The following is an 18,189-nucleotide window of genomic DNA, read 5'->3' on the forward strand; positions in this document are numbered from 1 at the left end:
GCTGACGCCCTATGCCGCCTGCCGTGCTAGAATGCCTTCCGCACGAGAAAAGTCATATCTGCGTTTCCCCAGGTGAGGCGGCGAAAACCAACAAATTTCCACAGCTCGTGAAGAAATTCCTTGACGGGCTTGATATTTCGCCGTATTCTAGCAAATTGCAACTTTTTCGCAGTTTTGCGGATGCACCTGAAGGAGGAAAAGCCTCGTGGCCCAAGACAAAAATGCTGGTCAGACAGTACTTTATCGCAATCGCCGCTCGTTTGCGAAGATTCCTGACGTCATGGACGTGCCCAACCTCATCGCCATTCAAACGGATAGTTTCAAATGGTTCATGAGCGAGGGTCTCGACCAGGCGTTCCAGGACATCGCTCCGATCGAGAACAATACGAAGGATATGTGCGTCGAGTTCGGCGACCATCGCTTCGGCGCTCCGAAGTACACCGTCGACGAGTGCAAGGAAAAGGACGTCAGCTATCAGGCGCCCCTGTACGTCGAGATCCGTTACATCAACCGTGAGACGGGCGAGATCAAGGAGCAGGAGGTGTTCATGGGCGACTTCCCGCTCATGACCAACCGCGGCACCTTCATCATCAACGGCACCGAGCGCGTCGTGGTGTCCCAGCTCGTGCGTTCCCCGGGCGTGTACTTCGGCTCCGAGCGCGACAAGGCATCCGACAAAACGCTGTATAACGCCAAGATCATCCCCAGCCGCGGTGCATGGCTGGAGTTCGAGACCGACAAGCGCGACATCCTGTCCGTGCGCATCGACCGCAAGCGCAAGCAGCCCGCTACGCTGCTCGTCCGCGCCCTCGGCCTGGCCGAGACCCGCGAGGAGATCATCGACCTGCTCGGCAGCGACGAGATGGTCCTGCGCACCCTCGACCGCGACCCCGCCACCACCAAGGAGGAGTCGCTCATCGAGCTGTACAAGCGCTTCCGTCCCGGCGAGCCGCCCACCATCGACTCCGCCCGTACGCTGCTCGAGGGCCTGTTCTTCAACCCGCAGCGCTATGACCTGGCGAAAGTCGGCCGTTACAAGATCAATAAGAAGCTCGGCTTCGATCAGGAGGAGGCTACCTGCTCCACGCTGACCGAGGAAGACGTCACCAAGACCATGCAGTACATCATCGGCCTGCATGCCGGTGCCGAGGGCGTCAAGGTCGACGACATCGACCACTTCGGCAACCGCCGCATCCGCACGGTCGGCGAGCTGATCCAGAACCAGTTCCGCATCGGCCTGTCCCGTATGGAGCGCGTGGTGCGCGAGCGCATGAGCATGCAGGAGCCCGACGAGATCACCCCGCAGTCGCTCGTGAACATCCGCCCGATCGTGGCGGCCATCAAGGAGTTCTTCGGCTCCTCCCAGCTGTCCCAGTTCATGGACCAGGCCAATCTTGCCGCAGGCATCACGCACAAGCGCCGTCTGTCCGCACTGGGCCCGGGCGGCCTGTCCCGTGAGCGCGCAGGCTTCGAGGTTCGCGACGTCCACAACTCCCACTACGGCCGCATGTGCCCCATCGAGACGCCTGAAGGCCCGAACATCGGCCTTATCGGCTCGCTGGCAACCTTCGGCCGCATCAACCCCTACGGCTTCATCGAGACCCCGTACCGTCGCGTGGTCGACGGCAAGGTGACCGACGACATCGACTACCTGACGGCAGACGAGGAAGAGAACCACACGATCGCCCAGGCCAACGAGAAGTTCAACCTGGAGACCCGTGAGTTCGGCACCACCGACGAGAACGGCAACTTCGTGAAGGCCGCTCGCGTTCTCTGCCGTACCAAGGACGCCGACGGCGTGTTCGGCGAGCCTGGCGAGGTGCTGCCCGAGCAGGTCGACTACATGGACGTTTCCCCGCGTCAGATGACGTCGGTCGCAACGTCGCTCATCCCGTTCCTCGAGCACGACGACGCAAACCGCGCCCTCATGGGCTCGAACATGCAGCGTCAGGCCGTGCCGCTGCTCAAGCCGCACGCCCCGCTCGTAGGCACCGGCATGGAGCACCGCCTCGCGGTCGACTCCGGCGAGATCCTCATCGCGCAGAACCCCGGCGTGGTCGACTACGTCGACGGCCAGACCATCATCGTGCTCAACAACGACGGCGAGTATGACGAGTACCTGGTGCCGAAGTTCCAGCGCTCCAACCAGTCCGGCTGCATGAACCATCGCCCCATCGTCCGCAAGGGCGACGAGGTGGCTGCCGGCGACGTGCTGGCGGACGGCCCGTCCTGCGACGGCGGCGAGCTGGCGCTGGGTCAGAACCTCATGGTCGCGTACATGCCCTGGGAAGGCTACAACTACGAGGACGCCATCATCGTGTCCGAGCGCGTGGTGTCCGAGGACCTGCTGACCTCCATCCACATCAGCGAGTACGAGCTTGACGCCCGTGACACGAAGCTGGGCCCGGAGGAGATCACCCGCGAGATCCCGAACATCTCCGACGACATGATCGGCGACCTGGACGCCGACGGCATCATCCGCGTGGGCGCCGAGGTGTTCCCGGGCGATGTGCTGGTTGGCAAGGTCACCCCGAAGGGCGAGACCGAGCTGACCGCCGAGGAGCGCCTGCTGCGCGCCATCTTCGGTGAGAAGGCCCGCGAGGTCCGCGACACCTCCCTGAAGGTGCCGCACGGCTCCGGCGGCCGCGTCATCGACATCCACCGCTTCAGCCGCGCCGCCGGCGACGAGCTGGCGCCGGGCGTCAACGAGCTCGTCCGCATCTACGTGGCTCAGAAGCGTAAGGTCCAGCAGGGCGACAAGCTCTCCGGCCGTCACGGCAACAAGGGCGTTATCTCCCGCGTGCTGCCGGTCGAGGACATGCCGTACCTGGCCGATGGCACGCCCATCGACGTCATGCTGAACCCCCTGGGCGTTCCGTCCCGTATGAACGTCGGTCAGCTGCTTGAGAACCACCTGGGCTGGGCCGCGAAGTGGGGCTGGAACGACGACCCGAACTCCGACGAGCCCGTCGAGGGCCCGCAGTTCGTGGCAACCCCGGTATTCGACGGCGCCACCGAGGAGGAGATCTCCGACGCCATCGACGCCGCCAACCGCAACCTCATCAACTGGAACCATAAGAAGTACGGCGACCTGGCGCGCGACGAGTTCGTCCCGCAGCTGTCCCGTACGGGCAAGGCATGGCTCTACGACGGCCGCACGGGCGAGAAGTTCCGCGAGCCCATCACCGTCGGCCAGACCTACATCCTGAAGCTGGGTCACATGGTCGACGACAAGATCCACGCCCGCTCGACTGGCCCTTACAGCCTGATCACGCAGCAGCCTCTGGGCGGCAAGGCGCAGTTCGGCGGCCAGCGCTTCGGCGAGATGGAGGTGTGGGCCCTGTACGCGTATGGCGCGTCCAACGTGCTGCAGGAGATCCTGACCGTGAAGTCCGACGACACGTCGGGCCGCGTGAAGTCCTACGAGGCCATCGTCAAGGGCGAGAACACGCCGGCTCCCGAGGTGCCCGAGTCCTTCAAGGTTCTGGTGAAGGAAATGAAGTCCCTGTGCCTCAACGTCGAGCTCGAGGGACACGACCATCAGACCATCGACGTCACCCATGATCCCGATCTGGACGACGTGAAGCGCGACAACGCCGATGCGGCCCTGTTCAACGCCATCGCCGACGATGCGCGCAAGACCGAGGCCGAGGAAGCCGGTGCTCTCGACGACATCGCCGCAGAGCTGGGCGAGCTGATGGCTGATACGAAGCAAGAAGAAGACGACAACGACCTGATCGGCAAGGAGGACGAGCGATAAATGACGACGGAATTCGACGTTAACAATTTCGACGCCCTGCGCATCTCCCTGGCTTCCGCCGAGGATATCCGCAGCTGGTCGCGTGGCGAGGTGAAGAAGCCCGAGACCATCAACTACCGCACGCTCAAGCCGGAGAAGGACGGCCTGTTCTGCGAGAAGATCTTCGGTCCCACCAAGGACTGGGAGTGCGCCTGCGGCAAGTACAAGCGCGTGCGTTTCAAGGGCATCGTGTGCGAGCGCTGCGGCGTCGAGGTGACGCGCAGCAAGGTTCGCCGCGAGCGCATGGGCCACATCGAGCTGGCGGCCCCCGTCAGCCACATCTGGTACTTCAAGGGCTCCCCGTCCCGTCTGGGCTACCTGCTCGACATCCCGCCGAAGGAGCTGGAGAAGGTCCTGTACTTCGCAAGCTCCATCATCACCTCCGTCGACAAGGAGGCTCGTGACGAGGACGTCGAGGATCTGCGCGATGAGCTGGCCGCCGACCTGGAAGAGCTGGACGTCGAGCGCGATCGCCTGATCGAGCAGACCCGCAAGCTGTCGGTGGACTACGTCCCCGAGGACGACGACTTCGTCGACGACATCGACGAGGACGAGCGCCTCACGCCTGAAGAGGTGGAAGAGGAAATCGCCGACATCTACGAGGAGTTCAACGAGCGCAAGGCGCTGCGTCAGGACGCCTTCGACCTGTTCATGAAGATCGAGCCGAAGCAGCTGGTTCCCGACGAGTCCCTGTACCGCGAGATGCGCGCCAACTACCGCGACTACTTCACGGGCGGCATGGGCGCCGAGTCCGTGCGCGACCTGCTTGACGCCATGGACCTCGAGGCCACGGCCGAGGAGCTGCGCGACGTCATCGCCAACGGCAAGGGCCAGAAGCGCGCCAAGGCCATCAAGCGCCTGAAGGTGGTCGACGCGTTCCTGAAGTCCACCAACAAGCCGTCCGATATGATCCTGGACGTCGTCCCGGTCATCCCGCCCGACCTGCGCCCCATGGTGCAGCTCGACGGCGGCCGCTTCGCCACGTCCGACCTCAACGATCTGTATCGTCGCGTCATCAACCGCAATAACCGCCTGAAGCGCCTGCTCGACCTCGGTGCCCCCGAGATCATCGTGAACAACGAGAAGCGCATGCTGCAGGAGGCTGTGGACAGCCTGTTCGACAACGGCCGCCGCGGCCGTCCCGTCACGGGCCCGGGCAATCGTCCGCTGAAGTCGCTGTCCGACATGCTCAAGGGCAAGCAGGGCCGCTTCCGCCAGAACCTGCTCGGCAAGCGCGTCGACTACTCCGGCCGTTCGGTAATCGTCGTCGGCCCGTCGCTGAAGCTGCACCAGTGCGGCCTGCCTCAGCAGATGGCGCTGGAGCTGTTCAAGCCCTTCGTCATGAAGCGCCTGGTCGAGCTCGAGTATGCTGCCAACATCAAGGCCGCCAAGCGCGCCGTGGATCGTTGCGCCAGCTACGTGTGGGACGTGCTGGAAGAGGTCATCGTGGACCATCCGGTCCTGCTCAACCGCGCACCAACCCTGCACCGTCTGGGCATCCAGGCCTTCGAGCCGGTTCTCGTCGAGGGCAAGGCCATCAAGCTGCATCCGCTGGCCTGCACCGCCTTCAACGCCGACTTCGACGGCGACCAGATGGCCGTGCATGTGCCGCTCGGCGCCGAGGCCCAGGCCGAGGCTCGCGTGCTCATGTTGTCCGCGAACAACATCAAATCCCCGGCTCATGGCCGCCCGCTGACCGTGCCCACCCAGGACATGATCATCGGCTCCTACTACCTGACGGCAGCCCGCGATGGCTTCCCGGGCGAGGGCCGTGCGTTCATCGACTTCGCCGATGCCCGCAACGCCTATGACGCCCGCGCCGACGTGGACCTGCAGGCCAAGATCGAGGTGCGCCTGAGCAAGGACACCCGCGTGGCCAACGCGTTCGGCAAGTTCGAGGACATGAAGGCCGGTCAGCGCATCCACACCACCATCGGCCGCATCATCTTCAACGACTCCTTCCCGGAGGACTACCCCTTCTTGAACTACCAGATGAACAAGAAGGAGATCGGCCGCCTGGTCGAGGACGTCACGAACCGTTATCCGCTGGCCGACGTGCCGGAGATCTTGGACGGTTTGAAGGCAACGGGTTACCACTACGCAACCCGCGCCGGCATCACCGTGTCCGTCTACGACGCCACCGTGCCGCCGACGAAGGCCGACATCCTGGCCGCTGCCGACGACAAGGTCGCAGCCATCGATGAGGACTACGAGATGGGCCTGATGAGCCCCGAGGAACGTCATAAGCAGGTCGTCGACATCTGGACGGATGCCAACGAAGAGGTCGGCGAGGCCATGGCCGCCAACTTCGACAGCTTCAACCCCATCTTCATGATGGCCGACTCCGGCGCTCGAGGTAACATCAAGCAGATCCGCCAGCTGGCCGGCATGCGCGGCCTGATGGCAGACACCAAGGGCGGCACCATCGACATTCCGGTTAAGTCGAACTTCCGCGAGGGCCTGTCGGTGTTGGAGTACTTCGTCTCCACGCACGGCACTCGTAAGGGTATGGCCGACACCGCTCTGCGTACCGCCGACTCCGGTTACCTGACCCGTCGTCTGGTCGACGTCGCGCAGGACGTCATCGTGCACGAGATCGACTGCGGCACGAACGTGGGCGTCCCGTACCCGCTGCACAACGAGAAGGGCGAGCTGGACGAGAACCTGATCGGCCGCTGCCTGCTCGAGGACGTCAAGGGCACCGACGGCTCCGTGGTCATGGAGGGCGACAACTACATCACCTCCATCGACCAGCTTGCCGCCATGGAGGCCGCGGGTGTCGAGGAAGTCACCATCCGCACGGTTATGACCTGCCATGCCGAGCATGGCGTGTGCCAGAAGTGCTACGGTTGGGACCTTGCCACGGGCCGTCCGGTCAACATCGGCACCGCCGTCGGCATCATCGCCGCCCAGTCCATCGGCGAGCCTGGCACGCAGCTGACCATGCGTACGTTCCACGCCGGCGGCGTCGCAGGCGAGGACATCACGCACGGCCTGCCGCGCGTCCAGGAGCTGTTCGAGGCCCGCAAGCCTAAGGGCCAGGCAGTGCTGGCGGAGATCTCCGGCACGCTGCAGATCAGCTCCGACAAGAACACGAAGACGCTGACCATCCACGACCAGGAGGGCAACTTCCGCGAGTACGTGGTGTCGGCCCGCGCCACCATGCTCCCGGGCGTGGAGGACGGCCGCCAGGTTCGCATCGGCCAGCAGCTGACCAAGGGCTCCGTGAACCCGCACGACCTGCTGCGCCTGACCGACCCGAACACCACGCTGCGCTACATCGTGGCCCAGGTCCAGGACGTGTACGTGTCCCAGGGCGTTGACATCAACGACAAGCACATCGAGGTCATCGCGCGCCAGATGCTGCGCAAGGTGGCCGTGCTCGACGCCGGCGACTCCGACTTCCTGCCGGGCCGCCAGGTCAACCGCTTCGAGTTCGAGAACGTGGCCAACGAGCTCATCGCCGAGGGCAAGAACCCGCCGGTGGGCCAGCCGCTGCTGCTGGGCATCACGAAGGCCTCCCTGGCCACCGATTCGTTCCTGTCCGCCGCATCGTTCCAGGAGACCACGAAGGTGCTCACCGACGCCGCCATCGAGGGCAAGGTCGACCACCTGGTGGGTCTGAAGGAGAACGTCATCATCGGCAAGCCGATTCCGGCCGGCACGGGCCTGAAGCGCTACCGCGACGTCGGCCTGACCTACAAGGGCAAGCCCACCGCTCCGGTTGAGGGCGATATGCTGCCTGATTACGCTCCGGACGACCTGCGCCAGATCGAGGACCTGCTGCCCCAGCCCCAGGATTGGTCGCTGGACGGCGAGGGTTACCTCAACATGGGCGGCAACTACGGCAGCTACTACAGCGGCCTGTCCCTGGGTCATCGCGGCCCGCAGCTGTCCGACGAGGACGCGCGCCTGTACATCTACGACGATCTTGGTGTGTCGCAGCGCTGGGCGAACAAGTTCAGCGAGGCCGGCATCGAGACCGTGGCCGACCTGGTGGGCCACACCGAGGACGACCTGCTGCGCATCGAGGGCATCGGCGCGAAGGCCATCGAGGAGCTCAAGGAAGGCCTCGAGCAGCACAACCTGCTGCATGTGATCGAGGACGACCTGAGCGCATCCTCCGATGACATGAGCCAGCTGCTCGACATGGTGTTCAGCCCGGATGACACCATCCTCATCGGCGGCGACGAGCCGGCCACCTTCAACACCGAAGGCGAGGACATGCTGGGCGAGGCGCTGCCTCCGCGCAGCTACCACCGCAACCTCGAGGAGCTCGACGAGCTTCTGGGCAACGGCGCGCTGGGCTTCGGCCTGACCAGCCGTCAGGACGAGGAAGAGTCCAACGAGGCTCAGGCTAACGGCGAGGAATAACGCCAGCTGAAAGGGGCGCGCATCGGCGCGCCCCTTTTTTCGTTACGGCGGGCAGAAGGGCTGCAAGGCCCGGGCCCGCTAACGTTTGAAAGGCTTTTCATGAGCGAAAAAACTTACATCCCCGAAGGGGAGCAGGCTCCCGCATCGCAGATCGGCGCCACGCTCGAGGCGCTGACGGGAACCATCCACGCTCGCCGCGAGGCAGGGGAGGGCAGCTACACGTTTCGCCTGCTCACGGGCAACGCCGACTCGCCGCTGAAGAAGGTGGTCGAGGAGTCCAACGAGGTGGCTTTGGCCGCCAAGGACGTGGAAGCCGCGAAGATGATGCTGGCGGGCCTTGCCGGCCACGAGGGCTCGCACGCGGGCATGGCCGATGCGTTCGCCGCCAAGGCCGACGCGGCCTGCGACCATCTGCGCTATGAGGCCGCAGACGTGGTGTATCATCTTCTCGTCGTGCTTGAGCGCTACGGCATCGGCATCGACGAGTTCGCTGCCGAGCTGAACAACCGCATGACCGACGAGGAGCGCCCCCAGGGCGCCATCCGTCTATTCGATGAGCATGTAAAAAGGGGTAAGTAACATGGCACGTCTTTTCGGTACTGATGGGGTTCGCGGCGTTGCGAACAAGGAGCTTACGTGCCAGATGGCCTTCCAGCTGGGTCAGGCGGCGGTGGCCTTCAAGGGCCGCACCATCCTGATCGGCAAGGATACGCGCCTGTCAGGCGATATGCTGGAGTCGGCGGTTGCCGCCGGCATCATGTCCATGGGCGGAACGGCGCTGCTGGCGGGCATCATCCCCACGCCGGCTATCGCCCTGCTCACGCGCGAGCTGCATTGCGACGGCGGCATCGTCATCTCTGCTTCGCACAACCCGCCGGAGTACAACGGCATCAAGATCTTCGACGGTCAGGGCTTCAAGCTGCCCGATTCTGTCGAGGACGAGATCGAGGCCTTCATGGCCCGCGGCGGCGCGGCAGCCGACGAGCTGCCCAACGGCGACGAAGTGGGCGTTGCAGTGCCCGTCGAGGACGCTTGCGAGCTGTACATCCAGCATGCGGTGCAGAGCGTTGAGAAGCAAGGCGTCGACTTCAAGGGCCTGAAGGTGGCGCTTGATACGGGCCACGGCGCATCCTGCATGACCAGCGCCGAGGCGCTGCGTCGCTTGGGCGCCGACGTCACCGTCATCAACGACGATTACTGCGGCACGGACATCAACGTCCAGTGCGGCTCCACGCACCTGGAGCCCTTGCGCGCGCTGGTCGCCGAGTGCGGCGCCGATGTGGGCATCGCGCATGACGGCGACGCCGATCGCGTCATGCTCATGGACTCCGAGGGCAACGAGATCGACGGCGACATGGTGGAAGCCGTGTGCGCCATCGATCTGAAGCAGCGCGGCCTGCTGGCTGGCGACACCGCCGTGTCCACCGTCATGGCGAACCTGGGCCTGACGCATGCGCTGCGCGATGCGGGCATCAACCTCATCCAAACGAAGGTTGGCGACCGCTACGTGCTCGAGGCCATGCGCGAGGGCGGTTACGTCATCGGCGGCGAGCAGTCCGGTCACACCATCTTCCTGGAGCACAACTCCACGGGCGATGGTCTGGTCACGGCGCTGCAGTTCCTGGCCGCTTGCAAGCGCGCCGGCAAGTCCGCCGGCGAAGCGGCGAAAGCCATGACCCGCTTCCCGCAAACGCTCATCAACGTGCGCGTGAAGGACAAGCACGCGGCTGATGGCAACCAGGCCATCGCCGATGCCGTGGCAGCTGCCGAAGCGGCGCTTGGCGAGGACGGTCGCGTCCTGCTGCGCCCGAGCGGCACCGAGCCTGTCGTACGCGTGATGGTTGAGGCCATGGACGAGCATGCTGCCGAGCAGCATGCCAAGGCCATCGCCGAAGTGGTCGAGCGCGAGATCTAGCTGACTGTAAGGAGCAAGGGGCTGCAGCGGAAGCGATTCCGATGCAGCCCCTCTCTTATGCCCCAAGATTTCTGAGACGGCACAGCTTCCTGCGAAGGAAAGTGTAAAAGAAGCCGGTTGCCGGTGTAAACCGGCAACCGGCTTCTTGGCTTTTGGAAACCGATAAAGGATACAGTTGCGCGAACGCCGCGATGCGCATTGCGAAGCCGTCGTTGAAGGCGGTTTTACTCGATCGGCGTGATCGGCGCAGTGGTGCTTTCGGACAGGTTTGCGACTTGGGTGGGCTGCCAGTCCTCGATAGCCTGGTCAACCGACCACGTTGCGGCGTCTTCGCCACTGGAGGCGGCATCGTTTAACGCGGGTTCGGCTGCCGCGGCCGCTGCAGCCTTCTCGCCTTCGACCTTGCGGCGCCAGTACAGCCAGAAGCCCAGTGCGCCTGCGCCTGCCGCGGCAAGGGCTGCCGTCAGCCCCGCTACCACGGGGTTCATCTGACGCTTGGGCAGGCCCGCCTCGGGCACGGCGATATCGAAGTCATCGGAGCCGGTTTTGAACGATGCCTGCGAGGCGGTGGGCTTGAGCACCGAATCGAGCGTTGCAACATCGGCCTTCGCCTGGTCGCTGGGGACATCGAACTGGGTCAGGTCGTAGGTGTCGATATACGCCTTGAGCGTGCGCGAGTACGTGGTGCTGGTGGCGTAGTGCCCCTGCAGGTAATCGCATGCGTCCTCGTAGCTTTCCGTGTTCGACTTCTTCACCGGGGCGTACAGGGAATCGCCGGTGAGCAGCCCCACGTAATCCTTCAGCGACTCCGTCAGGCTGGGGTAGCGGCGGAACTCGGCGACGATGGTTTCCAGGTTGCCCTGGCCGTCGTCCTCCTGCGTTTTCATGCGCACGCTTTTGCCCTCGTAGGCGCCCTTGATGCCGAACAGGTTGTTATACGGCTCGCACGAAAGCCCCGATGAGCCGGACGCCGACTCCACCACGGCCTGCGCGATCATGACGGATGCGTACAGGTCGTTTTCCTGGCACAGCTCGCGGGCCTGCTCGCCGATTTGGTTGATGAACTGCTCGGTGGTCAGGTTGCGCGAGACGTAGACCAGCTCGTCCTCGTCAAGGGTGGCGCTTTCCTGCACCATGTCATCGGGGGCTTCTTCGACGTCCTCCGCGGCCTGATCGCCGTTGTTGGCTCCTGCGGCGGGTGCGCTGGGCGTGGCCGGAGTTTCGGCAGGCTGGGCGGGCGCGGCAGGTTCGGGCTTGGTCTCGGGCGTGGAAGCCGTGTTCGAATCGGCGATGGCATCCTGCGTTTGCTTGACCAGCTTCGCCAGGTCGGCGTCTATGAGCGCAAGCGCCTCAACGTCGATGGTGAGGAAATCGGCTGCGGCCACGGTTTCGCCGGAAAGGTAATCCTTCAGCGGCTTCAGGCCCACAAGCTCAGCGGCCTCGGCCTTGTCGATGATGGCCTGGTTCTCCTCGTCGGTTGCGGTCCAATCGCTGGTGATGACAACGCTTTCGATGGGCGCTGCCTGCGCCGCATAGGCGACGCCTGCCAAGGTGGCGCCCTGCGAATGCGCGAGCCCCGACAAGGCGGGGGCCGTTGCCATGGAAGTTGCCAGCACCGCGGCAAGCGCGGCGTTCGTGAAAATGGTGCCCTGCTTCATTACGCTATCGTACCGTTTCTCCTTGTTCGACCTAGTAAGCCTAGTATAACTTATAGTCCCTCCATTTGCCGTTCACCACGATAATCATCACGTGCGCTTCTTTCAATGCTGGTGTGGAAATCGTTGGCCAATCGCTGCAATTCCTTCATGTTTTTCGCCGTTGAACAGGGCAAAACCAGCGAAAAAGTTGACTGTTCGTGGAGGGGCGGGCTAGGGAAGGGACGGCAGGTGAACAGGGGACGGAGGTGTGTTCACGTTACGCTGTCGAAGACGCGGGGGATTTGCCGTGAACACATCCGTCCCCTGTTCACCCGCACGCGCCTGCTGGGGATGGTGGCAGGGCCCGGTCAAGGAATCGGCGCGTTCCCTTGTGCGGCTTCCTCCATTGCCATTGCATTTTCGTTATAATCGTCTGAATCCGCGCAGGGAAACGCGGCTGCCGCTGAACAGGAAAGGGAGGTTTAATGGCCGAGCTGCAGATCAAGCCAGGAACGAAGCTGAAAGTGGCTTTCGACACGGCCGTGGGCCAGCAAACCGATTTCAACATGATGGCCACCTTCAAAGGCGCCATCGACGAAGCCTATTTCCTTATCAGCGCGCCCATGCTCGCCGGCAAGCCGCTGATCTTGGACGAGAACCAAAAACTCCTGTTCCAGTACACAGAGGGCGGCAACACCTTCATGCTGGCCGGCTACCCCGAGTCCGTTGAGAAGGCGGGTATCCGCACGTTGTGGAAGATGCGCCAGGTGGCCGAGCATCGTACGTTCTTCAAGCGCCGCGACGAGCGCTTCAAGGTGTCCATGCGCCTGCGTTACCTGCGCGACGAGGCCCCCGAGGACCAGCAGGAAGAGGCCATGACCATCGACGTTTCCGCCGGCGGCCTGGCAATGTATCTGAACGACTACCCCGACGTGGGAGAGGCCCTGCAGGTGAAGCTGCCTGCGGTGCGCGTGGGCGACCAGCGCTATGAGCTGCCCGTGCAGCTTGGCATCGTGTGCTGGCTGCGTCAGGCGCCGAAGGGCAGCCTGTTCCGCAACGCCTGCGGCATTCAGTTCCGCTACGCCGACGAATTGGAGCGCGAGGCCATGAAGGAATACATGGAGCACGTGCGCGCCAAGTACAAGATCTAAGGACCATGGCATTGTTTGGCAAGAAGAAAGAAGAAGACGCGGGCGAGCAGCCTCGGCGCGAAAAGGCGCGTGGCAAAAGCAAGCGCGTTGTCCGCGTAAAAGAGCTGGAACAGGCCTTGGCCGAGGACAAGGACATCGATGTCGACGCCATCGTTTCCATGTACATGCCCAAGCGCCGCATGGCCCGCATCGGCGAGGCGCTGCTTCGTTTGGGCACGTTGCAGAAGGTGCTCATCTGCTTGGCCCTGTTCATGGCGGTGCTGTTCGGCATCTCGTTCATGCAGGAGAACATGGGCAACTTCACCATCAACCTGAACCGCTTGGAGCTGTTCAGGCGCGGCATTGCCATTGCCGACAACAGCCAGTTCGAGGGCGCCACCGCGCGCCTGACCGCCGAGGCGGTTGCCTACGGCACCAACATCGCCACGGAAGACCTGCCCGACAACCTGGACGAAATCGATGGCAGCCACAACGGCAGAAGCTACGTTGCCTATACCTTTTATATCCGCAACGCCGGTAAGGAGGATCTGGGATACAGCGGCCAGCTGAAGGTCGCCTCCGCGTCGAAGGGCGTGGAAAAGGCCGCCCGTGTGCGCGTGTATTGCAATGGCGAAGCGGTCACCTATGCCGCGCCCGCTTCCGATGGAAGCAATGAGCCCGGGTGCGAGAACTTCGAATCGGACGATCTGGCGTGCCGTCTTTCCAACGACACCTTCAAGGTGGGCTACGTGGACAAGTACACGGTGGTTATCTGGCTTGACGGCGACGACCCCGAGTGCGTTGACGACATCGTGGGCGGCGCGGTCGAGTTCGCTATGGACTTTGCCGCCGATGGCGCCGAGGATACGAACCTGTTCACGAAGTTCGTGCAGGATATCGGCGACACGCTCACGGGCACCGACCCCATCGGCGCGGCCGGCACCGATGCCCCCGACTACTACCAGAACAACACCATCACATGGGATAACCGTCGCAACCAGGAGAACCCGCCCGCATAAACGCAACGGCGGCGTTTACCTGCGGAATGTTGCGAGTTAGCGGCAACTGGCGCCGTTGACGTGGTGGCCGGCTTGCGGGCTTTGGGTTTTGCTGCCGTGCGGTTTTTGGCTGTGGTCACGGGTTTTGGTGGCTGAGGCTGTTGATTTGCTGCAAATGACGGGCGTGGGTGTTAATCCCGCTCGCTGGAAGGGGACGTACATTATTTGCGGAGATACGATTGAATTGGTTGGTTCACCTGCGATAAGACTGCGTCAGAGCGGGAACAATCGTGGTATAGTGCAGTCAGTAGGTTTGTCTATGGAATCCTGCTGCCCGCTGGCAGTCGATTCCATAAGAGAAGGAAAGGGATCGGGAAAGGATCCGTTATGGAAACGAAGGCACTGAAAAAGCAGCTCGGCGCTGCTATTGCCATGGTGCTGGTAGCCGCCATAGCGCTGGGCGCTGCCACGTTCGCATGGTTCGTGAACAATAATGCCGTTACGGCAACGGAAGTTGACGTAAGCACGTCTTCCTCCGTGCCGAACCTGTACATTAACAGCACAGGCAAGACGAGTGGTGACATGGGTAAGCCGACAACTAACCCGACCAACCTTCTTCCTGTGTCTACCAACGATGGCGCCAATTTCTACGACACCAAGCATTGGACAAGTGCTGATGGGGATGGCAGCCATGCGTTTGCTGATCAGTATAAGCTTGCAACTGGCACTGACGGCAAAACCGTCTATGCCGATTACACCTTCACGCTTGGCGTAACCAACGGTTCGATGAAGGTGTATTTTGACAGCACTAATTACAAGACGGATAAAGCGGTTACTACCTTGAAGGCAAGCGATAAGATGGGCACCGCAGGTCGTTTCGCAATTAAATTTGACGATGGTGCTTGGATGCTCTTCAAAGTTGATGGTACGCCCGTTACGTCTGGCGGGATAGCTACCGGTTATTACACTGATAAGGTTGCCGACTCCGATAAAGCTTCTGGCGACTACTGGGTAACCGGCGAAGGCGATAAAACTAAGGCTTCTACTGCTTCCTATTTGACTTTCGAAGACTACGCAGGAAGCATTGATGGTAACGGCCAGGCTGTTCCCGGCACGACTCCCCTTACCATTATCGATAGCACCGTGGGCGACGGCACAGTAGCTGTCACCGTTCGCGTGTGGTATGAGGGTTGCGACAAGGATTGCGTCTCCGAGAATGCGGCAGCAGGTATTCCGAATGCAATCAAGGGCAACCTCGGCTTTGTGGGCGTTCAGGTCAAGTAGCCAACAACCGCGGTTTGATATTCGTTAACTGCTAAATACCCTCGGGCTTTGTGCTCGGGGGTATTTTGTGTTGTCAGGGGGTTCACCGCCTTAGCGCGCTGGGGTGGCTCTGGCGTCTCATTTGCAACTTGGGGGGATTGTCAAGTTTGGGGTTGTTTTGGTTTGTTGCACTTTGGGATACGCCTTGTCTTACATGCTAAAATCCTAGGTTGAATGACTGTCGGAACTGGGCAATGTCTCTTGGCAGCTGAGCGGCGTATCCGCTTCGCTTTAAGGCTGAGAGGGCCCTGACACCGTTTAAGCAGGCAAGGAGGGAACTCGGCCCTTCGGGGCGCCAGAGCAGCATGAAGGCAACTGGCCAACATACCAACCACGAAAAGCTTCACGCAAGCCAAAACGCTGCTGAGGGTTATCGCGCTGTGGCCGACGAGCATGCGCAAACCCTGAAGGATTTCTGGAAGCGTTTCATGGTCAGCGGCTTGTTCGTGGTGGCCGCTCTTGTCATCATCTTGGCCTGCTTGGCATGGTTCCTGAACAACTCGCAGGTGAAGGCCACCGGCGTTGAGGTGGCCACGGCCGGTGCGCGCTTCGCTATCTCTTCCGAAGGTGCCCAGAAGGGCGTCTATGATTCGGAAGCGGGTCAGGGTCAGGACGGGCTTGATGTGGCCGACTCCATGAACGTAAGCGCTACCAGCAACTTGGTGAACTTGAGCTCCGGCGAGGTCCTTGGCCCGGGCTCGTATGGTCAGCTTACCTTCACGGTAACGCGGTATGCGGACGACCTTGACGCGGTAACCGTATCTCTTTCCCGCGCGTTCAAGTTCAAGCAGGGCGTTGACGTTTCCCCTACGGTTCAGTCGCTGGCGTCGGGCCATCTCCTGTTCTTCGAATCGCGCGATGCCAGTGGGTACTACGAGTCGCCCATCCTCGACGACAAGCTTACAATCGAATTCCAGGATGCTTCGGGCAAAACAACCAACTCCGTCACGAAAACGCTGTACTGGGTGTGGCCTGAGTACATCCGGAACTTCGTGTATACCGGCAACGCCAACTACTACAAAAACCTGTTCGCGGCAGATAACCATAGCTACAAAGCCATGCAAGCCTACATCAATAACCATCAGAGCTCTTTCTACTCCATAGCATCCGATGAAACGGTTCCCAGCCTGAGCAGCACCATGACCTCCGCGGACCTCTCAGCGTGCGCTACGGCTTACAACAAGGCCGACGACAAGATCGGCAACGCGGTGGAGTATTACCAGGTGCGTCTTACCGCAAGCGAGGTGACGGGCTCATGAGCGGCAACGAAGCACGGATGACATCAGCCAAAGATTGGATATACGAGCATCGCGGGCCGATTCTTGCGGCGCTGGCCGTTATCGCCGTTGTTCTGATCATCGCGGCGCTCACGCTTTCGTGGTTCCTGACCAACAACAGCCTTTCGACGGTTGCGAAGGTTGATTCTCCCGCCGAGCTGAAGATCACCGTGCCGGGCGAGTCGGCGGCAACCCAGCTGGACCTGACCAGCGACGCGGACTACGACGAAGTCGACGACGATGGCAATGTTTACCGCCGTCGCGCCTTCAGCGTGGACAGCGGTGGCAAGGCCTTTGAGCTGCAGGTTGCGAACACCACGAACATCTCCGGGCTGAGCGTGAAGATTTATCGCGTCAGGGTGAATGACCCATCTGATCCCGGTGATGTCAAGGGCGACGGCTATTCGTGGAGCAAGGAGGTCCCCGAGGTTACGGGCTTCACGTCAATCGACGCCGACGCAGGCAAGTCCCAAACCTTTGACAACTACGAGTATGTCCAAACAAACGCCGCGCCCAACTACCGTTGGAAACGATTCGAGGTAGATGACCTTGACCGGAACGGAAACGCAGCCGCTTCCGCGACCAACTTCATCATCGAGTGCTCGTGGCCCAAAGACACCAACTATAAGGAAACCGACGTAGTGTACTTGATCGCGAAGTCGTAGAGAGGAGGGACCGTGCTCGGAAACCGCGATGACAACTGCATCAAGCAAGAACGCGAAAGCGAAGGGCGCGGTTCACTCACCGCTTCGTTGAATGGCGCGATCGACGGCATGGCGAAAACGCCCCAAGCGCGCAAGGCGTTGTGGGCGGTTGCTTTCGTGCTGGTCGTTGCGGCGTTGGTTTTCGGCATCCGTTTAACCTACAGCGCCTTCAGCGCGAACGACCACTTGAAGGCCGTTGCCGTTACGGGCACTTCGCAAAGCCTGTTCGCTTCCGATGTGCTGGCTCCTTACTCGGAAGTCCCTGAAACCCCTGCAGCCAAAAGCGTTGTGGTCGACACCAGCGGGGACCGGTGCTCCTTCACCTTCCGCGTGTACAACTGCATGCTCGGCGACCAGAATGTGTTCAACGAGAAGGATGTCGAGTACACGTTGAACGTGAAGGCTAGCGGCATCAATGGGGGGACTGTCAGTGATTCGGATTGGAGCATCAGCTCCGAACCCGCGGGGGGCGATACCGTTTTGCTTCCTGGTACGCAGGCGAAAATCGTCACCTATACGGTTTCATTCAAGCAGGAGCTGCTGAACAACATCAAGTTCGCCATCTCCGCAAATGTCGTTAAGGCGAATAGCCCCGGAACCAACTTGGCGTGTTTGGCGGCCACCGTCACGCCGGCGGAGCGTTCCGAGGTCAAGTCCGCTTCCGTCACTGGCGCATGGGCCGATACAGACGACGTTAGTAAATACGCCGCTTACAACTATCGTGTCAGCGTTACGGGCAAGGAGCAGATGGCGACCCTGACGTGGAGCGCAAACGTTGAGCTTGACCCTCATTTCGCAAAGAATCACACCGACTGCAACGTTGACGCCGCGAACCGTACGGCAACGTTCGCGATGTCGCCGGGTTCCGAGATTGTGAGCTTCTACTGGATAGGCGGAAGCCCCGGGCCTTCCGAGTGGGGCCAGCTTGACGTTTCGGTAACGGCAAGCAGTTAGTTGTGGGCAGTTGGGAACGAACGGTCGGCAACCAGCGGCAACGCTCGGCGCCGGCGGCAAGCAGATTCGCCCTTCGGG

The 18,189-nt window shown here is 61.9% G+C and carries 11 protein-coding genes; 10 read left to right on the forward strand and 1 reads right to left on the reverse strand.

The window, feature by feature from the left end; translation table 11 throughout:
• Positions 1-205 precede the first annotated feature (205 nt).
• The 4 genes from Q0D52_RS06030 to glmM all read left to right on the forward strand — a co-directional run bounded on the left by Q0D52_RS06030 (position 206) and on the right by glmM (position 10,088).
• On the forward strand, positions 206-3,760 hold the full coding sequence (locus Q0D52_RS06030) for a DNA-directed RNA polymerase subunit beta (RefSeq protein WP_294361850.1): 3,555 nt from the start codon (positions 206-208) through the stop codon (positions 3,758-3,760).
• Positions 3,761-8,173 (forward strand): DNA-directed RNA polymerase subunit beta', encoded by a 4,413-nt coding sequence (locus tag Q0D52_RS06035; protein WP_294380930.1) that lies wholly within the window; start codon positions 3,761-3,763, stop codon positions 8,171-8,173.
• A 99-nt stretch (positions 8,174-8,272) separates the two neighbouring features.
• Entirely contained in the window at positions 8,273-8,752 is a 480-nt protein-coding gene (locus Q0D52_RS06040; RefSeq protein WP_294380932.1) for a hypothetical protein, read from the forward strand.
• 1 nt (position 8,753) lies between these two features.
• A complete protein-coding gene (glmM, locus tag Q0D52_RS06045; RefSeq protein WP_294380934.1) occupies positions 8,754-10,088 on the forward strand; it encodes a phosphoglucosamine mutase in 1,335 nt (444 codons plus the stop codon).
• 224 nt (positions 10,089-10,312) lie between these two features.
• Here the strand turns inward: glmM and Q0D52_RS06050 are convergent, their stop codons facing one another.
• A complete protein-coding gene (locus Q0D52_RS06050; RefSeq protein ID WP_294380937.1) occupies positions 10,313-11,746 on the reverse strand; it encodes a glucosaminidase domain-containing protein in 1,434 nt (477 codons plus the stop codon).
• Between the two features lie 464 nt (positions 11,747-12,210).
• Between Q0D52_RS06050 and Q0D52_RS06055 the strand changes: the two genes are divergently transcribed.
• The 6 genes from Q0D52_RS06055 (at position 12,211) to Q0D52_RS06080 (ending at position 18,111) form a co-directional block, all read left to right on the forward strand.
• Positions 12,211-12,876, forward strand: coding sequence for a PilZ domain-containing protein (locus Q0D52_RS06055; protein ID WP_294380939.1), 666 nt, complete (start codon positions 12,211-12,213; stop codon positions 12,874-12,876).
• A gap of 5 nt (positions 12,877-12,881) precedes the next feature.
• Positions 12,882-13,874 (forward strand): hypothetical protein, encoded by a 993-nt coding sequence (locus Q0D52_RS06060; protein ID WP_294380940.1) that lies wholly within the window; start codon positions 12,882-12,884, stop codon positions 13,872-13,874.
• 366 nt (positions 13,875-14,240) lie between these two features.
• Entirely contained in the window at positions 14,241-15,137 is an 897-nt protein-coding gene (locus Q0D52_RS06065; RefSeq protein WP_294380942.1) for a hypothetical protein, read from the forward strand.
• A 419-nt stretch (positions 15,138-15,556) separates the two neighbouring features.
• Complete coding sequence (locus Q0D52_RS06070) at positions 15,557-16,435, forward strand: hypothetical protein (protein ID WP_294380944.1); 879 nt, start codon at positions 15,557-15,559, stop codon at positions 16,433-16,435.
• Between the two features lie 17 nt (positions 16,436-16,452).
• Entirely contained in the window at positions 16,453-17,118 is a 666-nt protein-coding gene (locus Q0D52_RS06075; RefSeq protein ID WP_294380946.1) for a hypothetical protein, read from the forward strand.
• A gap of 12 nt (positions 17,119-17,130) precedes the next feature.
• Positions 17,131-18,111, forward strand: a complete 981-nt coding sequence (locus Q0D52_RS06080) for a hypothetical protein (RefSeq protein ID WP_294380948.1) — start codon at positions 17,131-17,133, stop codon at positions 18,109-18,111.
• The last annotated feature ends 78 nt before the right edge of the window (positions 18,112-18,189 follow it).

Origin of the sequence: uncultured Senegalimassilia sp. (assembly GCF_934630535.1) — a bacterium.
Lineage (GTDB): Bacteria > Actinomycetota > Coriobacteriia > Coriobacteriales > Eggerthellaceae > Senegalimassilia.

Coding starts and splice junctions, on each gene's coding strand:
- Q0D52_RS06050 (WP_294380937.1), bottom strand. CDS start 11,746: ATGAAGCAGGGCACCATTTTCACGAACGCCGCGCTTGCCGCGGTGCTG.
- Q0D52_RS06075 (WP_294380946.1), top strand. CDS start 16,453: ATGACATCAGCCAAAGATTGGATATACGAGCATCGCGGGCCGATTCTT.
- Q0D52_RS06060 (WP_294380940.1), top strand. CDS start 12,882: ATGGCATTGTTTGGCAAGAAGAAAGAAGAAGACGCGGGCGAGCAGCCT.
- glmM (WP_294380934.1), top strand. CDS start 8,754: ATGGCACGTCTTTTCGGTACTGATGGGGTTCGCGGCGTTGCGAACAAG.
- Q0D52_RS06055 (WP_294380939.1), top strand. CDS start 12,211: ATGGCCGAGCTGCAGATCAAGCCAGGAACGAAGCTGAAAGTGGCTTTC.
- Q0D52_RS06040 (WP_294380932.1), top strand. CDS start 8,273: ATGAGCGAAAAAACTTACATCCCCGAAGGGGAGCAGGCTCCCGCATCG.
- Q0D52_RS06035 (WP_294380930.1), top strand. CDS start 3,761: ATGACGACGGAATTCGACGTTAACAATTTCGACGCCCTGCGCATCTCC.
- Q0D52_RS06065 (WP_294380942.1), top strand. CDS start 14,241: ATGGAAACGAAGGCACTGAAAAAGCAGCTCGGCGCTGCTATTGCCATG.